The organism is Bradyrhizobium sp. JHI2711 (assembly GCF_056156565.1).
Window position 1 is genome coordinate 1,717,977 of record NZ_JBPZPT010000002.1, and the last position, 18,495, is coordinate 1,736,471.

Here is an 18,495-nt window from a genome sequence, read left to right on the forward strand (position 1 = left end):
TAGCGGGGCTGAAATTGACGAGATCAATTCACCCGATCGCGAAATCGGCGGCCGTCTCGGCGTGAATGGCCGTGGTGTCGAATGTCTCGACCGAAATGTCGTCGGGGCCGACCAGCATGGTGATCTCGGTGCAGCCGAGGATGATGCACTCGGCGCCGCCGGCGACGAGCGCCGCCATCACCTCCTGGTAGCGCTGGCGCGAGGGCACGGCGACGTGCCCGAGGCACAGCTCGTCGTAGATGATGCGGTTCACCTCGGCGCGCTCGTCCGCGGGAGGGACCATGACGTCGAGGTCGTGCGCGCGCAATCGGTCGATGTAGAAGTCTTCCTCCATCGTGAACTTGGTGCCGAGCAACCCGACCCGCCGATATCCCTTGCCCCGAATCCGCTCGGCCGTCGCATCGCCGATGTGGATGAACGGAACGCTCACGCTGGATATGATCTCGGGCGCCAGTTTGTGCATCGTGTTCGTGCACAGCACGATCGCCCGCGCGCCGGCACTTTCGAGCAGCCGCGCGACCTCCGCCAGGCTCGCCGCCGCCTCCTGCCAGCGGCCGGCATATTGCATCTGCTTGATCTCCTCGAAATCGTAGGAATACATCAGAAGCGGGGCCGAATGCAGCTTGCCAATGCGGTCGCGGACCCGCTCGTTGATGAGCTTGTAGTAAAGCGCGGTGCTCTCCCAGCTCATGCCTCCGATCAGGCCAATGGTTTGCATTCCGGTGCTCCCGAACAGTGATTCAGAGGGATCGTAGACGAAGATGCCGAAGCTCGCCATCATGGCCGCGGCAGGGCCTGTAGTGCAAACGGCAGGGACGGGCATGACGCCTGCGCAGGCTGCGAGAAGCCTTTCGACCTTGCGCACGCTCTCGGCCTGTCTTAGGCCAGTTCCCGAACACGTGCGCATCGCCGAAGTCTTGAGGGAGCCGACATGACCATTCGCAACACCCGTACCGGGGGCCAGATCCTGATCGATCAGCTCGTCGCCCAGGGCGTCGAGCGCGTCACCTGCGTGCCGGGCGAGAGCTATCTGGCGGCGCTCGATGCGTTGCATGACAGCCCGATCGACGTCGTGATCTGCCGCGCCGAAGGCGGTGCGGCGATGATGGCGGAGGCCTATGGCAAGCTCACGGGGCGGCCGGGCGTCTGCTTCGTCACCCGCGGCCCCGGTGCCACCAATGCCAGCCACGGCGTCCACATCGCGATGCAGGATTCGACCCCGATGATCCTGTTCGTCGGCCAGGTCGACACCGGCATGCGCGAGCGCGAGGCGTTCCAGGAGCTCGACTACAAGGCGGTGTTCGGCTCGATGGCGAAATGGGCGGTCGAGATCGATCGCCCCGACCGCATTCCGGAGCTGGTCGCGCGCGCCTTCCGAATCGCCATGCAGGGCCGCCCCGGTCCGGTCGTGATCGCGCTGCCGGAGAACATGCTGACCGAGACGGCGGCGGTAGCGGACGCCATGCGCATCGAGCCCGCCGTGAGCTGGCCGGCGCCGGCCGATATCGAAAAGCTCGGCGCCATGCTGGCCGGCGCCAGGGCACCACTCGTCATTCTCGGCGGCTCGCGCTGGACCGACGAGGCGGCCAAGAGCATCGCGCGGTTCGCCGAGCGGTTCGACCTGCCGGTCGCGACCTCGTTCCGCCGGGCCGCGCTGATCGACGCCGACCATTCGCATTATGCCGGCGACCTCGGCATCGGGCCGAGCCCCGGCCTGAAGGCGCGCATCGACAATGCCGACGTCGTCCTGCTGATCGGCGGCCGCATGTCGGAGATGCCATCGTCGTCCTATACGCTGCTCGACATTCCCAATCCGAAGCAGAAGCTGATCCATGTGCATCCGGGCTCCGAAGAGCTCGGCCGCATCTATCAGCCTGAACTGGCGATCCAGGCGACGCCGGCCGCCTTCGCCGCCGCCGTCGAGACGTTGAAGCCGTCAGGTGCGGTGGCATGGAAGGGCGAGGCCGCGAAGGCGCATGCCGATTATCTGGCCTGGACCGAGAAGGCGCGCGAGCTGCCGGGCAGGTTCCAGTACGGCGAGGTGATGACCTGGCTGCGCGACCGCCTGCCGAACGACGCGATCGTCTGCAACGGCGCCGGCAATTACGCCGGCTGGATCCATCGCCATCACCGCTTCCACAGCTTCGCCGCCCAGCTCGCGCCGACCTCGGGCTCGATGGGCTATGGCGTGCCGGCGGGCGTGCTGGCCAAGCGGCAATACCCGGATCGCGTCGTGGTCGCGTTTGCGGGCGACGGCTGCTTCCTGATGAACGGCCAGGAGTTCGCCACCGCCGTGCAGTACGACGCGCCACTGATCGTCATCATCATCGACAATGCGCAATACGGCACCATCCGCATGCACCAGGAGCGCGACTATCCCGGCCGCGTCGTCGGCACACAGCTCAAGAACCCGGATTTCGCGATGTATGCCAAGGCGTTCGGCGGTCATGGCGAGCGTGTCGAGCGGACCGAGGAGTTCGCACCCGCCTTCGAGCGCGCGCTCGCTTCGGGCAAGCCGTCGATCCTCCATTGCATCATCGATCCCAGGGCGATCTCGGTCGGCAAGGATTTTACGCCCGCAGTGAAGGCTTAGGGCGATGCCGGACGGCCGCCACGTCGCCATCATCGGAGCCGGCGCGGTCGGCGTGATCAGCGCCATCGAGGCGCTGCGCGAGGGCCATCGCGTGACGCTGATCGATCCGGGCGAGCCCGGCGGCGAACAGGCGGCGAGCTACGGCAATGCCGGCTGGCTGTCGTCGCATTCGGTGATCCCGCCGGCGGAGCCGGGCGTCTGGAAGAAGGTGCCTGGCTATCTCCTGGACCCGCTCGGCCCGCTTGCGATCCGCTGGTCTTACCTGCCGAAGGCGCTGCCCTGGCTGATCAAATATCTGCTCTCGGGCTGGACCGCGGCGCGGGTCGAGACCACGGCGTTCGCGCTGCGCGATCTCCTGAAGGACGCGCCGCTGCTGCACAAAAAGCTCGCGGAAGAAGCCGGCGTCCCCGAGCTGATCGAGCGCAAGGGCGTGATGCACGTGTTCACTTCGCGCGGCAATTTCGACGATGATCTCGGCTGGCGCCTGCGCAGGAAGGTCGGCGTCGAATGGATGGAGCTCAATGCCGACGAGGTGCGCCAGCGTGAGCCGGATCTGGATCCGCGCTACACCTTTGGCGTCGTGGTGGAGGAAGCCGGGCGCTGCCGCGATCCCGGCGCTTATGTTGCAGCCCTTGCCGATCATGCGATCGCGAGCGGCGCGAACCACGTACGCGCCAAGGCGACCGGGCTGAAGCTCAAGGGCGGCAAGCTCGTCGCTGTCGTCACCGAGACCGGCGAGATCGCCTGTGATGCCGCGGTGGTCGCGGCCGGTGCCCGCTCGAAGCAGCTCACGGCGTCGGTCGGCGATCCCCTCCCGCTCGAGACCGAGCGCGGCTATCATGTCGTGATCGAGAATCCGGAAGTCGGCCCGCGCAGCTCGATCATGGCCTCCGACGCCAAGCTGGTGGTGAACTGGACCAACAAGGGCCTGCGCGCCGCCGGGACCGTGGAGATCGCGGGCCTCGAGGCCGCGCCGAACTGGAAGCGCGCCGAGATTCTGCGCAACCACCTCGTCAGCATGTTCCCGAAACTGCCGAAGGACATTCCGGCCTCGCGCGTCAAGACCTGGTTCGGCCATCGTCCGAGCATGCCGGACGGACGTCCCTGCATCGGCTATGCGCGCGCCTCGCGCGACATCGTCTATGCTTTCGGCCACGGCCATGTCGGCCTGGTCGGCTCGGCCCGCACCGGCCGTCTGGTCGCCCAGCTCGTGAGCGGCAAGGCGCCGGAGATTCCACTCGCGCCGTTCGCGCCCGATCGTTTCCTCTGAGAGCGCACCATGACCGATCCCGGCAACTCCTCCCGTATCGCCCGTGGCGGCAAGGCCATCTACGGCGCGCCGCTCGGCATCCTGATGCTGGAAGCGCGCTTTCCCCGCATTCCCGGCGACATGGGCAACGGCACGACATGGCCATTCCCGGTGCTCTATCGCGTGGTGAGCGGCGCCTCGCCGGAAAAGGTGGTGCTGAAGGGCGCGGCCGGCCTGTTGCCCGACTTCATCGATGCGGCCAAGGATCTGGTGCGGCTAGGGGCGGAGGCCATCACCACCAATTGCGGCTTCCTCTCGCTGTTCCAGAAGGAGATCGCGGCGGCCGTCGGCGTTCCCGTCGCGACCTCCTCGCTGATGCAGGTGCCGTGGGTGCAGGCGACCTTGCCGCCGGGCAAGCGCGTCGGCCTGGTCACGGTGTCGGGCTCGACCTTGACGCCGGCCCATCTCGAGGGTGCCGGCGTTCCGCTCGACACGCCGCTGGTCGGCACCGAGAATGGCAAGGAGTTCTTCCGTGTCCTGATCAAGGCCGAGAAGGACGACATGGACATCGCACAAGCCGAGCGCGACGTGGTCGAGGCCGGCAAGGAGCTCGTTGCCAAGCATCCGGATGTCGGCGCCATCGTCCTCGAATGCACCAACATGCCGCCTTATGCCGCCGCGCTTCAGGCTGAGGTCGGATTGCCCGTCTACGACATCTATTCCATGATCACCTGGTTTCATGCCGGGCTGCGCCCGCGCGTCTTTGCGTGAATGCGTCCGTGAGATCGTCACTAAGCATGATCCGGAAAAGTGCGCAGCGGTTTTCCGATAAGATCATGCTCAAACAATAACCCAAAGCGCGATGACGATTCGTCCTCATCTCATCGCGCTTTAGTCCAGGAGTGAACCCATGAAACTATCCGGCAAGGTCGCGGCCATCACCGGCGCGGCGCGCGGCATCGGCAAGGCCTGCGCAAAGAGGTTTTTGGACGACGGCGTCAAGGTCGTCATCTCCGATGTCGATGCCGAGGGTTTGGCGGCGACTGCCGCCGAGCTCGGGCGGCCGGATGCGCTACGCACTGTCGTCGGCAATGTCGCCAAGCGCGCGGACGTGGATCAGCTGGTCGCGACCGCGGTGAAGGAGTTCGGCCGGCTCGACATCATGGTCAACAATGCCGGCGTCGCCCGCAATCGCGACATTCTCGACATCACCGAGGAGGAGTTCGACGAGATCCTCGGCATCAATCTGAAGGGCGCGTTCTTCGGCGTGCAGGCGGCGGCAAGGCAAATGATCGCGCAAGGCGGCGGCGGGGTCGTCATCAACATGTCATCAGTGAACGCGCTGCTCGCGATCCCGGCGCTCGCGACCTACGCGATGTCCAAGGGCGGCATGAAGCAGCTGACCTCGGTCGCCGCCGTCGCACTCGCTCCGCACAACATCCGCGTCGTCGCGGTCGGGCCGGGCACGATCCTGACGGACATGGTGGCCTCAGCGATCTACACGTCCGAGGACGCGCGCAAGACCGTGCTGTCGCGCACGCCGGCGGGCCGCGGCGGCGAGCCGAGCGAAGTGGCCGCCGTCGTGGCGTTCCTTGCCAGCGACGATGCGTCCTATATCACGGGGCAGACAATCTACCCGGATGGTGGCCGGCTGGTCCTGAACTACACGGTGCCGGTGAAGGAGAAGTAGGGCCGTTGTCGCCCCACTCTCGCTGTCATCGCCCGGCTTGACCGGGCGATCCAGTATTCCGAGGCGGTCGTGATTGAATCGATGGGCCGCGGCGTACTGGATTCCCCGCCTTCGCGGGGAATGACAGTCGTCGTGAGGCGGGCAGTCTGCCCTCACTCCGCCGCAACCGTCAGCCTGTGACCGAGCCGCTTGGAGATGGCCCCCGCGCAGTCGCGCAGCGCGTGCGCGATCGGGCTGTCCCAGCGGGCATCAAAAGTGCCTTCCGGGCCCATCGCGGTGATGACCAGCGCGACGTGGCCGGAATGATCGAACACCGGGGCGGAGAACGCGTTGACGCCGGGCAGGGGATCGCCGAGCGCGCGGGCGAGGCCGTGCTTGCGCACCTCGGTCAGCATCTCGGCGACCTTCGCCCCCTTCACGGCGCGCTTCGGGTTGTAGCCGACGCCATGGCGGTCGAGGCCGCTGTCGAGTGCCGCGCTGATCGTCTGCTCCGGCAGGAACGCCGCGAAGGCGCGGCCGGTCGCGGTCTCCAGCAGCGCCATCACCGAGCCGACGCGCATCACGATGTGCACCGGCTGGGCCGGCTCTTCGAGCTGCACCACGGTCGGGCCGTGCGTGCCCCAGACCGCGAGCGAGACGGCGTGGCCGATCTGGCTCGCAAGGCCCGCGATCTTGGGCCGCGCGATGCGCACGCCCGAGAGGCGGCGCAGGCTGATCAGGCCGAGCTCCAGCGCCAGCGCGCCGATCTCGTAGCGGCCGGTGGTCTCGTCCTGCTCGATCAGGCCGATGCGGGAGAAGCTGGCGAGATAAGGATGCGCCTTGGCCGGCGTCATGCCGGCCTCGCGGGCGAGATCGCGCAGCATCATCGGCTCGCTGCTCCGCGCGAGCGCGCGAAGCAATTCGCCGCCGACCTCGATCGACTGGATGCCGCGGCTCTCTCTCTTCATGCGCCTCCGATGCGCTTGAGTCGTTGTTTGAGCATGATCTCTTCGGAAAACCGCTGCACACTTTTCCGGATCATGCTCTACGCCGCGTCGCGCTTGGCGGCGCTGTCGGCAAGATGTCTGCCGGCAATGTAGCCGAAGGTCAGCGCCGGCCCAAGCGTGATGCCGGCGCCCGGATAATTGCCGCCCATGATGCTCGCCATGTCGTTGCCGGCGGCATAGAGGCCGGGAATCACGCGGCCCTCGGCATCGAGCGCCCGTGCGTTCGCGTCGGTGACGATGCCGGCATAGGTGCCGAGATCGCCGATCACCATCTTGATGGCGTAGAACGGGCCGTTCTCGATCGGTGCGACGCAGGGGTTGGGGCCGTGCAACGCATCGCCCTGGTAGCGGTTATAGGCCTTCGAGCCCTTGCCGAAGGCGGCGTCCTGCCCCAGCGGCGCCGTCACATTGAACTGCCTGACCGTTTCGGCGAACGCCTTGGCGTCGATCCCGGCTTTCGCCGCCAGCGCTTCCAGCGTATCGCCGCGCATGAGATAGCCGGTCTTCAAATGATGACCCAGCGGCATCGGAAACGGCGGCACGCAGCCGAGGCCGTATTTCCGCAAGGTCCTGTGGTCGCAGACCAGGAAGGCGGCGATCTCCTCGCCGGGTTTTGCCGCCTTGACCATGGCCTGGACGAAGTCGTGATAGGAATTGCCCTCATTGGCAAAGCGCCTGCCGTCGCGCATCACAGCGATCACGCCGGGCTTGGCACGGTCGATGAAGTGCGGCATCACGCCCTTGGAGCCGTCCTTGCGCGTGGTCAACGACACCGGCACCCAGGCCGCCGCGTTCGGCAGGCGATCCTCGATGCGGCCGCCGGCGCCTTCTGCAAGGCGCAAGCCGTCGCCGGTATTGCCCGTAGGCCCGGGCGAATAATGCTCAATGCCGGTCGGCGCATGCGGGAACATCTTCCTGCGCCGCTCGACGTCATGCGGAAAACCGCCGCAGGCGAGCACGACGCCTTGTCGGGCGCGAACGCGCACCTCGCGTCCCTCGCGCGAGACGATGGCGCCGGTCACGGTGCCGTTCTCGACCGTCAGCTCGCGCACCGGCGAGGACAGCCACATCGGAATCTTCAGGTCGAGCGCTGACTTTGCGAGGCGGCCTGCGAGCGCATTGCCGTTGGTGAGCGTCATGCCGCGGCCATAGCGCAGCACGTCCATGAAATGCCGCGTCAGGCGCTTCGCGACATAGACCGCCGAGGTCAGCGACTTCGTCACCCGCATGAAGTGGATGATCTCCTTGCCGCTTCCGAGCATCATGCCGAACACGGTGAGCTCGGGCAGCGGCATGCCGAGCGATTTGATGAGATTGCCGAGCTCGCGGCCGTCGAACGGGCGCGTCACCATGGAGCGGCCGCCCTGGGCACCGCCGGGCGCTTCCGCGTGATAATCGGGAAACACCAGCGGCATGTCGAAGCGCAGCGCCGTCTTGGTGGTGAAGAAATCGACCGCCTCGGGGCCGGCGCTCAGAAAGGCATCGACGCGTGCTGCGTCGTAATTGTTGCCCGCCTCATGCCGCAAATACGTGCGGGCCTGCTCCGGCGTTTCCTCGATGCCATATGCCTTTGCCAGCGACGTGCCGGGAATCCAGAGCCAGCCGCCGGAGCGGGCCGTGGTGCCGCCGAAGCGCGGCTCCTTCTCGACGATCAGCACGTCGAGCCCGCGATGACGCGCGGTGATCGCGGCCGACATGCCGGAGCAACCCGATCCGGCCACGAGCACGTCGCACTCGTACGTCTCCATGGTGCCATGCTCGTTGCCAGCCATATCGGGCCTCACTTCTTCAGGAGCGGACATTTGGACTCGGAGACCGGACGGAAGGCGTCATCGCCCTTCACGGTCTTGACGATGTCCAGATAATCCCACGGCTCCTTGGACTGCGCGGGGGTCTTCACCTTGGCGAGATACATGTCGCGGATGACGCGGCCGTCCTCGCGCAACTTGCCGCCATGGACGAAGATATCCTCGATTGGCAGCTCGCGCATCTTCGCCATCACCTGGGCGGAATCGTCGGTGCCGGCGGCCTTGATCGCCTTGAGATAGTGCAGCACCGCGCCGTAGACGCCGGTCTGGATCATAGTCGGCATCACCTTGGTGCGCTCGTAGAACTTTTTCGACCAGGCGCGGGTGGCCTCGTCCATGGCCCAGTAGGACGCCGTGGTCATATAGGTGCCCTGCGCGGCCTTCAGGCCGATGGCGTGCACGTCGGTGTCGAACATCAAGAGGCCGACCAGCTTCTGACCGCCCTGGACCAGGCCGAACTCGCCGGACTGCTTGATGGCGTTGTCGGTGTCCTGGCCGGCATTGGCGAAGGCGACCACGTCGGATTTCGAGCTCTGCGCCTGCAGCGCGAAGGAGGAGAAATCGGCGGTGTTGGTCGGATGCTTGACGCCGCCGAGCACCTTGCCGCCCATCTCGTTGATGAAGCGGGTGGCGTCCTTCTCGAGTTGATGGCCGAAGGCATAATCGGCCGTGATGAAGTACCAGGATTTGCCGCCTTCCCGGATCACGGCGGAGGCCGTCACCTTCGACAGCGCATAGGTGTCGTAGGTGAAATGCACGGTGTTCGGGCTGCACAGCTCGTCGGTCAGCGAGCTCGCGCCGGGACCGGAGAGCAGTGCGACCTTGCCGCGCTCGCGCACCATGTTGTGCACGGCGATGGCGATGCCGGAATTGGGGATGTCGACGACGGCGTCGACCTTGCCGTTGTCGAACCAGCCGCGGACGATCTGAACGCCGACATCGGTCTTCATCTGGTGGTCGGCGCTGATGATCTCGATCGGCTTGCCGAGCACGGTCGGCCCGAATTCCTCCACGGCCATCTTGGCAGCCTCGACCGAGCCCGGCCCAGAGTTGTCGCGGCCCCAGCTCGACAAATCCGTCAGCACGCCGATCCGCACCGCGTCGTCGGACACTTGCGCGCTGGCACCTGTGGTCATGGCAGCCGAAGTCATGGCCGCGAGCACGGCGCAGGCCAGAAGCCCTCTCATTATCGTTTCCTCTCTTTTTGGCCGCTTGGTGCGGCAGGGTCGTTGTGGAGGCAAATTAGATAATGGCGAATTAGTTTGTCAATGGCGAATAACGGCTGTCGGGCCGGTTCCACGATGGCCGGATGATGCCCCTTAAGGAGCGCTCCTGCCTCAACACCCGTCATTGCGAGCGAAGCGAAGCAATCCAGAGTCTTTCCGCGGAGGCGGTCTGGATTGCTTCGTCGCAAGGGCTCCTCGCAATGACGGGTGGTGCGCGACCTGCGCACAAATCCCGCGCCGTAATCCTGTGGGAGGCAACACCTCCACAGATTGCAGCCGTCACAAGGCTTGGCCATGATGCCGTCCGGAATCCTTTGGGGCAGGGCATGACGACAGCAACGGGGGTCTCCGCTTCCGCGGAGCGATCGACGACGGCGCATGTGGTGTGGGCGAGCGCGCTCGGCACCGCGATCGAGTGGTACGATTTCCTGATCTACGGCACGGCGGCGGCGCTCGTCTTCAACAAGCTGTTCTTCCCGAGCTTCGATCCCTTCGTCGGCACGCTGGCGGCGTTCTCGACCTATGCGGTCGGCTTCGTTGCGCGGCCGATCGGCGGCGCCATTATCGGGCATTACGGCGACCGGCTCGGCCGTAAGACCATGCTGGTTGCGACCATGATCGCGATGGGGCTCGGCACCTTTCTGATCGGGTGCCTGCCGACCTACGATCAGATCGGCGTCTGGGCGCCGATCCTCCTCGTGATCCTCCGTTTCGTTCAGGGCATCGGGCTCGGGGGCGAGTGGAGCGGCGCGGTCGTGATGGTGATCGAGCATGCCGGCAATCGCCGCGGCTTCTACGGCAGCCTGGTGCAGGTCGGCTTCCCCGTCGGCGTCGCCGCCTCCACCGGCATCTTCGCCCTGATGACGAAGCTGCCCGAGGCGGACTTCCTCAGCTGGGGCTGGCGCGTGCCGTTCCTGATCAGCATTCTGCTGGTCGGCGTCGGCTTCATCGTGCGGCTCAAGCTCGCGGAGACGCCTCACTTTAAGGAGATCGTCGAGCGCAAGGAGGTGCTGGCGCAGCCGGCCCTCGAAGTGCTGCGCCGCGACTGGCGCAGCTTTCTGCTCGCGATCGGCATCACGGTGTCGGAGGTCGGGCTCGCTTATCTCCTCACCGTGTTCACGGTGGTTTACGCGACGACCAGGCTCGGCCTGCCCCGGCAGGTGATCCTGGATGCGGTGGTCTATGCCGCGATCGTCGAGTTCGCGACGCTGCCGCTGGCCGGCTGGCTGTCCGACATCTTCGGACGCAAGGCGCTGTATCTGGCCGGCGGCGTCTTCTCGGTGGCCCTGGCGTTCCCGCTGTTCTGGTTCCTCGACACCAGGGAGCCGGCGCTGATCACGCTTGCGCTCGTCGTCACGATGACGCTCACCCATGCGCTGCTGTTCGGGCCGAAGGCCGCGTTCATGCCGGAGCTGTTCCGCACCCAGGTGCGCTACAGCGGCGCCTCGCTCGGCGCCAACGTCGCGGCGGCGCTCAGCGGCGGCTTCTCGCCGCTGATCGCGGCGGCGCTGCTGGCCTGGGCCGGATCGTACTGGGCGGTGTCGGTCTACATCGTCGCGCTGTCGGTCATCACGATCGTCGCGACGCTGCTGGCGCCGGAGACGGCGCGGGACTCGCTAAGATCCTGAGCGTCGGGACAAGCAAGCCGGATTTGCAGCGTTCTGAAACACCAGGAAGGTGATCGTCGTCGGCGCAAGCCTGACCGTTCCCGGCGGTGCTGCGCGTGCCTCGAGCCGGGGCAGCTGGCCCTCAGGGGTCAGCGTGAGCCTCTTGCCGTTCAACTGCACAATCTTACCCTGCAACTGCGCTGCGTGCAGCGTGTACCGCTCGGCGGAATCCGGCAGCGATAACGTGCGCGATGTGCCGCGCGACGTGTTGATTGCGAGCAGCGACACCGCACCTGTCGTGGCTGGGTGGCAATGCGCGTAAAGATGGAGATCGCGCGCAGCAGGTTTGCTTGCGTCGAGCACGATCGTTCCCATCAGCCGGCGCCAGAGCAGCGCGGCCCAATAGCTCGGCCGCGGCCGGAACGTTGTTTCGTCGAGCAGGCCGTAATCGCTGGCAGCCAGCGTGTTGTGCATCACCACTTGGACGCCGGCCCTCGCCAGGCGTCCGAGCTGGTCGAGGTAGCGGAACGTGTCCAGAAAAGTCCGGTCCCATAAGCCGCCGCCGCAGGCGGCATCAGCCGTCTCGGTCAGCCAGATCGGCTTGCCCGGCTCGAATGCGTTGCGCAGCGCCTGGTAGGTCCGGAGTGTCGTATCCGTGCGCGCCAGCCATTGCTCCGAGAGGGCCTGCGCCGGATCGTCGTGCCCGCCGCAGCGCGGTGAGATCGTGTTGTAATGGTGATAGGAGAACCGATCGACGCCGGGACCGGATGCTGCAAGCAGGTCCCGCGTGGTGAGCCCCGCTCCAGACGGCGATGGTGCATCGCCGACCGAGCCGGGACCGAGGATCAGCGTCTCCGGTGCGGCGCGCCGCATCCACTCGCGAAAGACCTTGAAGTCGCGGCCATAGGCGGCCGCGTCATAGCCCGCCGGTGCACCGCCCGTCGCTGCGAGCGTCGGCTCGTTCATGAATTCGGCGGCGGCGATGCGCCCACCCAGAGCGCGCGTGGTGTCGACCAGATGCTGCGCCTGATCCGGCTTCCATATGCCGTGGTCATCGCGGCTGCCGGGACTGATCGCAAAGGAGGTGACGATCTCCGCATCGACGGCATGCGCGAACTCCACGACGCCGCGCCACTGCGCTCGGCTGAGCACCGTGTTGAATCCCGGCGGTGGCTCTCCCGGCGCCTCGGCGAAGAACGTCGCATTGGCCCAGGTGCCGCTCACGCGCAGATAGGCCGGCGACAACGCGGCGGCGAGCAGGCGCAGTCGCGAATTGGCAAGATCGATCGGCGGCCGCGCGCTGTAACGATCCCGTTCGTCGAAGGCACGTGCGGTTCGCGGATAAGGCTTCCAGAACCGTCCGCCGGTCACCTCCACCATCTCGATGTTGTAGGATTGAAAGCGCGCATCGATCGTTCCGAGCGTCTTTAGCCCGGCAGGCGAGATGGCAATGTCGTCGGCCTGCGCCGCAAAGGCGGTTGCGGCGGCCAGCAGGGCAATCGCGCCGGCCGTGCGACCGGCCGGACGCGGTCGGGTCCCTGGTCTGCGGTGTGCTGCCGCCTGGTTCGTCATGCGCGTTGCCCGGGGCCCGATGCGCGGAGGCAACCTGGCCTTACCCTCGACCGCCCATTTTACCCCTATTTTACCTTGCCGTTGCCGCCGAGAGCGTCCGGGCTCGGCGGACCATCCTTTGGGTCGAAAAAAAACCGTTGGCCCCTCTTGAAACCGGTTTGCGGTTTTCTAAGTCGTTTTTCGCCGCGAGAGCGGTGTGCCGGGTGCCAGATCGGGTCCGGCACGGGCGCCGGGCAGGTCGTTTCGGACCCGTCTGAATTCCCGCCTTGCGCTCCTTCGTATCCATCTTGCTCTCAGGAGGACTTGGTTATGAGGACCAGTTTTGACTTCGCGCCGCTGTGGCGCTCCACCATCGGCTTCGACCACCTGGCCGACCTCGTCGACAGCACGCTGCGCCAGGCGACCGAGGACAATTATCCCCCCTATAACATCGAGCGTTCCGGCGAAGACCATTACCGGATCAGCCTTGCGGTGGCAGGCTTCGGCGCCAGCGACATCACCGTGACCGCCGAACAGAACGCGCTCACCATCGAGGGCCGGAAGCCCGAGACCGCCGCGCGGGAATATTTGTACCAGGGCATTGCCGCGCGTCCGTTCCGGCGCGTGTTCAACCTCGCCGACTATGTCCAGGTGAAGCAGGCCTCGTTCCAGGACGGGCTCCTGATCATCGACCTCGTCCGCGAGGTTCCGGAAGCCATGAAGCCGCGCCGCATTCCGATCGCGGGCGGCGCTCCTGCGGCAACGCAGATCGAGCAGAAGAAAGCAGCCTGATCGCTCGATCGAACAGGTAGCGGAACGCGGCGCGCGCGTGCGCGGGCCGCGCTTTCCGATGCATGAAGGAGGGTACCATGGCTTTTCGTGATCTCATTCCCTGGTCGAAGAACCAGGAGCTTGCGCCGGCGCGCGACAATTTCGATCCGTTCCTGACGCTTCACCGCGAGATGAACCGTCTGTTCGACGATGTCTTCCGCGGCTTCGGGGCGACCAGCCTGTCGCCGCTGATGGAGGGCCGTTTCGGCTGGCCGAAGGTCGAGCTCAGCGAGACCGACAAGACGCTGACCGTCTCGGCCGAGCTTCCCGGCCTGACGGAGAAGGACGTTCAGGTCGAGATCGCCAATGGCGTGCTGACCGTCCGCGGCGAGAAGAAGGCGGAGCGCAACGGCGAAGGCAGGTTCTTCACCGAGTGCTATTACGGCGCCTTCGAACGGCAGATTCCGCTGGAGGGTGTCGAGGAGGACAAGGCAGAGGCGTCGTTTAGGAATGGCGTCCTGACCGTGTCGCTGCCGAAATCGGAGAAGGCACGCGAAGGCGTCAAGCGCATCGCGATCAATACGCACTAACGTCAGGTGAGACGGCGGCGATGTGGCGCCGCCGTCTCATCGTCAACAAGCCGTCCCCCTGGAAAGGAGCATGTGGGAGACCCATCGATGACCAACGTGAATACCAGTTCCGGCACTCTCAATCCGCTGTTTCATCCTGCCGCCCACTACGACTCGCCTGCCGACGTCCTGAATGCCGAGGAGCTCTCGTCGCCCGAGAAGCGCGTCATCCTGTCGTCCTGGGCATCGGACATGTACGCGGTCGAATCCTGTCCCGCCTTGCGCGAGATTCCCGGCATGAGCCACACGGTCCGGCTCGCCGACATTCTGGCCGCCTTGCGCAAGCTCGACGGCGACAACGACAATGACGACCCGCCGCGCGGCGGCGGCGTGCCGATGCGGCTGCGGCGGCCATGGGCCGCCGCCGAAGGGCAGGCGGCATGATGTTCACGCCCGCCGTACTCGCCCTCGTGCTGCTCGGCCAGGCCGCGGCAGCCTGGACCGTCCCGCTTCTGGCTCTGCAAGGCTGGATCGTCGCGTCAGGCGACGAAGGCTGAAGCACCAAGGTCCGACTATCCCCCCAAACACAACGCGGCAGGGTGACGATGATAAATGCTGTGCGTCTGCTGTTCCTGGCCTTGCTGATGCTGGCGCTCACAGCGTCGCAGCCTGCCGCCGGCCAGATTCCGGATCTGAAGACCGGCGGTCCGGTGCCGACCCTGGCGCCGCTGGTGCGCCAGGTGACGCCCGCGGTGGTCAACATCTCCGTGCATGGCCGCGTGCGCGAGGACAACCCGCTCTATCGCGATCCGCTGTTTCGCGAGTTCTTCGACGTTCCCCGGCAGATCGAGAAGGAGGTCAATGCGACCGGCTCCGGGGTGATCGTCGACGCCCAGCGCGGCTATGTGCTGACCAACAATCACGTGGTCGAGGGCACATCCGCCGTTCAGATCACGACCAAGGACGGCCGGCAGTTTTCCGCCAAGGTCATCGGCCGTGATCCGCCCACGGATGTCGCGGTGCTCCAGGTTCAGAACCCGGTCGGGCTCAAGGCGCTTGCCTTCGGCGACAGCGACGGGCTCGATGTCGGCGATTTCGTCCTCGCGATCGGTAATCCCTTCGGCCTCGGCCAGACCGTGACCTCGGGGCTCGTCAGCGCGCTGGGCCGCACCGGCCTCGGCAAGCAGGGCTATGAGGATTTCATTCAGACCGACGCGGCGATCAATCCCGGCAATTCCGGCGGCGCGCTGGTCAGCCTGCGCGGCGAGCTCGTCGGCATCAACTCGGCGATCATCTCGCCCGCGGGCGGCAATGTCGGCATCGGCTTTGCCATTCCGGTCAACATGGCGCGCAAGGTGATGGAGCAGATCATCGTGAGCGGCCGGGTCGAGCGCGGCCGCATCGGCATTTCGCTGAAGGACCTGCATCCGTCGGTCAACAAGGGATTGAATCAGGGCGCCGTCATCGCCGAGATCGCGGCGGATTCGCCCGCAGAGAAGGCCGGCCTGCGCAAGGGCGATGTCGTGACCGGCGCCGACGACCGTCCGATCCGCACTGCCGCCCAGCTCCGCAACACGATCGGCCTGGCGCGGATCGGCGAGGACGTGAAGCTCACGCTGCTACGCAACGGTGCGCCGTTCACCGCCACGGTGAGAGTGGCGCCCGCAGCCGGCACGAGCAGCGCACTCGCAGGCCCCAATCGCCTCGTCCGCTGAAACGAATGCGCAGGACGAACCGCGCTAGCGGTTCGTCCTGTGATGGCAGGGCTATGGCATTTGAATTTTGCGGAGGTCGTCACGCCCGGGCTTGTCCCGCCTGCGCGGCCGAAGCCGCTTCGGCGCGGCGAAGGCCCGGGCATCCACGTTCTTTTTGCTGCGTGGAAAGGCGTGGATGGCCGGGACAAGCCCGGCCATGACGCTGTGGAGACAGTCGGTGCACATAGCCACATCTCATGTGCGATAGCCCGGGAGGCGTGATCTCCCAGCTCAGGCCGCGCGGTGATCCCATTCGCCTTGCAGGTCCCGGATCAGCCGCCGCTCGCGTTCGATGCGCTGGCGATAGAGCTCGCGCTCATGCTCGCTCTTGGCGCTGGCAAGAAGCAGCTCGTAATGGCCGATGACCTTCTCGCTGCCGCGGATCAGCAGGTCGCGTTGGCTGTTCATTGCGCCATCCCCATTGCGCCCGCCGGCGCTTCGGCGGCGCGGAAGCCGACGGGAAAGGTGGTGGCGGTCAGGCCATCGAGCGCCGATCGCTCTTCCGCAAGTCGCCTCTCGATGAATTGGCGCTCGAGCTGCGACAGCCTGGTCTTCAGCAGGCGCCGGTAGCGGTGGATGTTGTTGCGGTGCGCACGAATGCGGGCCAAATTCTCATCGAGCATCGTCGTCTCTCCAGACGGTCGCGTTAGATCCTTTGGTTTGCGAGGATGAGAAGGTGTCTTCTCGGCGAAAAAATATTCAGCGGCTAAGCGGTGTCAAGATGTTGGCGCGCCTGTCCTCGTTGCTGGCTCCTGGAGATGGATGATCGGCCGGTCGAACCGTCCGGACGGCCGGGTTCCGGGCGCGATTGCCTTTTGTTGGCCGGCAAGCGAACCTCGTGTGGCCATATTTGAGCAGGAGTGATCTGTCGCGAGGGAGGCGCTCCGATGAACAAGGCTCTGATCACTGCTGTCGCAATGCTGGCCTGCGTGCCCGCGGGCGCGCTCGCGCAGGAGCGCGCGGGCGATGCGGCGCTCGGCGCGGTCTCGGGTGCGGTCGTGCTTGGGCCGGTGGGTGCGGTCGCCGGCGCCTTGATCGGCTACACGGCCGGACCTTCGATCGCCCGGTCCTGGGGCCTGAGAGGCTCGCAGTCGGCCAGGCACCGGCAGCCGCCGCCGCGTCGCGCCGCCGCGACCGGCAGCCCGTCGCGCACGCGCGAGGCGATGGCCGCCAACGGCCAGATGAGAGCTGCCGGCAATCCGGCCCCGCCGCCGGTCCAGGCTCCCCCGGTTCAAGCCGCGCCTGCCGCGCCGGCGCATTCCCCGGCCCCGCCCGTTCAGGGATTCGACTGAGGCCGGCAGCCGGCCCGGCTTGCGTCCCGCTCTAGGACTGGCCGAGAATCTTCATCGCCGCGCGAAGGTGCGGCTTGTCGATCATCTGACCGTCGAGCCGCAACGTGCCGGAATTGGGATTGCTCGCGAACGCCGCGATCACCTTCTCCGCCCAGGCGCGCTCGGCCTCCGTCGGCGCGAAGGCCGCGTTGACGATGTCGACATGCTTGGGGTGGATCAGCGCCTTGGCCGAAAAACCGTCGCGCCGCGCGGCACGCGTCTCCTGCTCGAGGCCGGCGAGATTGTCGATGTCGGTGTAAACAGTGTCGATCGGCGCGACCTCGGCGGCTGCCGCCGCCATCAGGCAGAGATCCCGCGCCAGGCGATAGGGGCTGTGGAACACGCCGCCGCTCGCCTTCTCGGTAGCGCCGAGCGAGGCGGAGAGATCTTCCGCGCCCCACATCAGGCCGGCGAGGCGAGGGGAGCAGCCCTTGTAGCTGCCGAGCCCGAAGATCGAGCCGGCGGTCTCCGTCGCGACGCAGACGATGCGGGTCGCGCCGATCGCGATGCCGGACGCCGCTTCCAAAGCCTCCAGCCAGGTCGCGACCTGTCGCACGTCGTCGCCGCCTTGCGATTTCGGCAGCACGATGCCGTCAGGCCTGCCCGGCATCACCGCGGCAAGATCGGCCAGCGTCATGCCGGTGTCGAGCGCGTTGACGCGGACATAGAGCTGATGCGGGCCGGGGCGGCTCTTCAGCATCGAGAGCGTGAGCTCACGCGCCTCCGCCTTCTTCTCGGTGACGACGGAATCCTCGAGATCGATGATCAGCGCGTCGGCCTTGCCTTCGCTCGCCTTCTCGAATTTGCGCCGGGAATCGCCCGGCACGAACAGCATCGAACGCATCAGACCGGCCTCTTGTGCATCATCGCCATGCGGCGGCATTTGCCGACAATCTCGTCGTTCTGGTTCAGGGCATGATGCTCGAACTCGACGATGCCGGCCTTGGGCCGTGATCTGGATTCCCGCACCGAGAGCACCTTTGTCGTGGCCCGCAACGTGTCGCCATGGAAGACCGGCTTCGGAAAGGTGACGTCGGTCATGCCGAGATTGGCGACGGTAGTCCCTAAGGTCGTATCATAGACCGTCATGCCGATCATGATGCCGAGGGTGTATAGGCTGTTGAAAATGCGCTGGCCGAACTCGGTCTTCTCGGCGAAATGCGCGTCGATGTGCAGCGGCTGCGGATTGAGCGTCAGCAGGCTGAACATGGTGTTGTCCATCTCCGTGACGGTCCGGGTCAGCGGATGCCTGAACTCCTGGCCCACGGAAAAGTCCTCGAAATATAGTCCGGCCATCGCGGTTTCCTCCCTGCGAAATAACGGCGCACGCGCAGCGTCGCGCCGCATGACCCCATGCATG

General features: G+C 66.2%; 19 protein-coding genes. 10 read left to right on the forward strand and 9 right to left on the reverse strand.

Annotation, left to right across the window (positions count from 1 at the left end):
* Positions 1 to 28: 28 nt before the first annotated feature.
* The gene (locus ACTEK7_RS20675; protein WP_225146833.1) at positions 29 to 718 is read right to left on the reverse strand and encodes an aspartate/glutamate racemase family protein; all 690 of its coding nucleotides are present in this window, start codon (positions 716 to 718) and stop codon (positions 29 to 31) included.
* A 213-nt stretch (positions 719 to 931) separates the two neighbouring features.
* Between ACTEK7_RS20675 and ACTEK7_RS20680 the strand changes: the two genes are divergently transcribed.
* The 4 genes from ACTEK7_RS20680 (at position 932) to ACTEK7_RS20695 (ending at position 5,532) form a co-directional block, all read left to right on the forward strand.
* Positions 932 to 2,593 carry a thiamine pyrophosphate-binding protein gene (locus tag ACTEK7_RS20680; RefSeq protein WP_225146834.1) on the forward strand — a complete coding sequence of 554 codons (1,662 nt, stop codon included), beginning with the start codon at positions 932 to 934 and terminating at the stop codon, positions 2,591 to 2,593.
* 4 nt (positions 2,594 to 2,597) lie between these two features.
* Positions 2,598 to 3,863 (forward strand): NAD(P)/FAD-dependent oxidoreductase, encoded by a 1,266-nt coding sequence (locus tag ACTEK7_RS20685; protein WP_225146835.1) that lies wholly within the window; start codon positions 2,598 to 2,600, stop codon positions 3,861 to 3,863.
* A 9-nt stretch (positions 3,864 to 3,872) separates the two neighbouring features.
* Entirely contained in the window at positions 3,873 to 4,613 is a 741-nt protein-coding gene (locus ACTEK7_RS20690) for an aspartate/glutamate racemase family protein (RefSeq protein WP_225134472.1), read from the forward strand.
* Between the two features lie 139 nt (positions 4,614 to 4,752).
* Entirely contained in the window at positions 4,753 to 5,532 is a 780-nt protein-coding gene (locus ACTEK7_RS20695) for an SDR family NAD(P)-dependent oxidoreductase (RefSeq protein ID WP_225146836.1), read from the forward strand.
* A 152-nt stretch (positions 5,533 to 5,684) separates the two neighbouring features.
* On the opposite strand, the gene ACTEK7_RS20700 is transcribed toward ACTEK7_RS20695, so the two are convergent.
* From ACTEK7_RS20700 to ACTEK7_RS20710, 3 genes are all read right to left on the reverse strand, one after another.
* Complete coding sequence (locus tag ACTEK7_RS20700; protein ID WP_225146837.1) at positions 5,685 to 6,479, reverse strand: IclR family transcriptional regulator; 795 nt, start codon at positions 6,477 to 6,479, stop codon at positions 5,685 to 5,687.
* A gap of 77 nt (positions 6,480 to 6,556) precedes the next feature.
* Complete coding sequence (locus tag ACTEK7_RS20705) at positions 6,557 to 8,290, reverse strand: FAD-dependent oxidoreductase (RefSeq protein WP_225146838.1); 1,734 nt, start codon at positions 8,288 to 8,290, stop codon at positions 6,557 to 6,559.
* 8 nt (positions 8,291 to 8,298) lie between these two features.
* Positions 8,299 to 9,513 (reverse strand): ABC transporter substrate-binding protein, encoded by a 1,215-nt coding sequence (locus ACTEK7_RS20710; RefSeq protein WP_225146839.1) that lies wholly within the window; start codon positions 9,511 to 9,513, stop codon positions 8,299 to 8,301.
* Positions 9,514 to 9,878: 365 nt separating this feature from the next.
* Here ACTEK7_RS20710 and ACTEK7_RS20715 point away from each other — a divergent pair, with 365 nt between their 5' ends.
* Complete coding sequence (locus ACTEK7_RS20715; protein ID WP_225146840.1) at positions 9,879 to 11,180, forward strand: MFS transporter; 1,302 nt, start codon at positions 9,879 to 9,881, stop codon at positions 11,178 to 11,180.
* Here ACTEK7_RS20715 and ACTEK7_RS20720 read toward each other — a convergent pair.
* Positions 11,169 to 12,731, reverse strand: a complete 1,563-nt coding sequence (locus tag ACTEK7_RS20720; protein ID WP_225146841.1) for a glycosyl hydrolase family 79 N-terminal domain-containing protein — start codon at positions 12,729 to 12,731, stop codon at positions 11,169 to 11,171. The genes ACTEK7_RS20715 and ACTEK7_RS20720 overlap by 12 nt on opposite strands.
* A gap of 309 nt (positions 12,732 to 13,040) precedes the next feature.
* Between ACTEK7_RS20720 and ACTEK7_RS20725 the strand changes: the two genes are divergently transcribed.
* From ACTEK7_RS20725 to ACTEK7_RS20740, 4 genes are all read left to right on the forward strand, one after another.
* A complete protein-coding gene (locus tag ACTEK7_RS20725; protein ID WP_025034360.1) occupies positions 13,041 to 13,502 on the forward strand; it encodes an Hsp20 family protein in 462 nt (153 codons plus the stop codon).
* A 77-nt stretch (positions 13,503 to 13,579) separates the two neighbouring features.
* Positions 13,580 to 14,071, forward strand: coding sequence for an Hsp20/alpha crystallin family protein (locus ACTEK7_RS20730; protein ID WP_036007189.1), 492 nt, complete (start codon positions 13,580 to 13,582; stop codon positions 14,069 to 14,071).
* An 87-nt stretch (positions 14,072 to 14,158) separates the two neighbouring features.
* Complete coding sequence (locus tag ACTEK7_RS20735) at positions 14,159 to 14,494, forward strand: hypothetical protein (RefSeq protein ID WP_074447551.1); 336 nt, start codon at positions 14,159 to 14,161, stop codon at positions 14,492 to 14,494.
* Between the two features lie 161 nt (positions 14,495 to 14,655).
* Positions 14,656 to 15,765 carry a trypsin-like peptidase domain-containing protein gene (locus ACTEK7_RS20740; RefSeq protein ID WP_463671655.1) on the forward strand — a complete coding sequence of 370 codons (1,110 nt, stop codon included), beginning with the start codon at positions 14,656 to 14,658 and terminating at the stop codon, positions 15,763 to 15,765.
* 270 nt (positions 15,766 to 16,035) lie between these two features.
* Here the strand turns inward: ACTEK7_RS20740 and ACTEK7_RS20745 are convergent, their stop codons facing one another.
* Complete coding sequence (locus ACTEK7_RS20745) at positions 16,036 to 16,212, reverse strand: hypothetical protein (protein WP_172786903.1); 177 nt, start codon at positions 16,210 to 16,212, stop codon at positions 16,036 to 16,038.
* A complete protein-coding gene (locus ACTEK7_RS20750; RefSeq protein WP_157281816.1) occupies positions 16,209 to 16,427 on the reverse strand; it encodes a hypothetical protein in 219 nt (72 codons plus the stop codon). Before ACTEK7_RS20750 ends, ACTEK7_RS20745 begins: the two co-directional genes overlap by 4 nt.
* A 264-nt stretch (positions 16,428 to 16,691) precedes the next feature.
* Between ACTEK7_RS20750 and ACTEK7_RS20755 the strand changes: the two genes are divergently transcribed.
* On the forward strand, positions 16,692 to 17,096 hold the full coding sequence (locus ACTEK7_RS20755) for a hypothetical protein (protein ID WP_225112093.1): 405 nt from the start codon (positions 16,692 to 16,694) through the stop codon (positions 17,094 to 17,096).
* 31 nt (positions 17,097 to 17,127) lie between these two features.
* Here ACTEK7_RS20755 and ACTEK7_RS20760 read toward each other — a convergent pair whose 3' ends face one another.
* Complete coding sequence (locus ACTEK7_RS20760; RefSeq protein ID WP_225146842.1) at positions 17,128 to 17,979, reverse strand: HpcH/HpaI aldolase/citrate lyase family protein; 852 nt, start codon at positions 17,977 to 17,979, stop codon at positions 17,128 to 17,130.
* Positions 17,979 to 18,482 (reverse strand): MaoC family dehydratase, encoded by a 504-nt coding sequence (locus tag ACTEK7_RS20765; RefSeq protein WP_333919378.1) that lies wholly within the window; start codon positions 18,480 to 18,482, stop codon positions 17,979 to 17,981. Before ACTEK7_RS20765 ends, ACTEK7_RS20760 begins: the two co-directional genes overlap by 1 nt.
* Between the last annotated feature and the right edge of the window lie 13 nt (positions 18,483 to 18,495).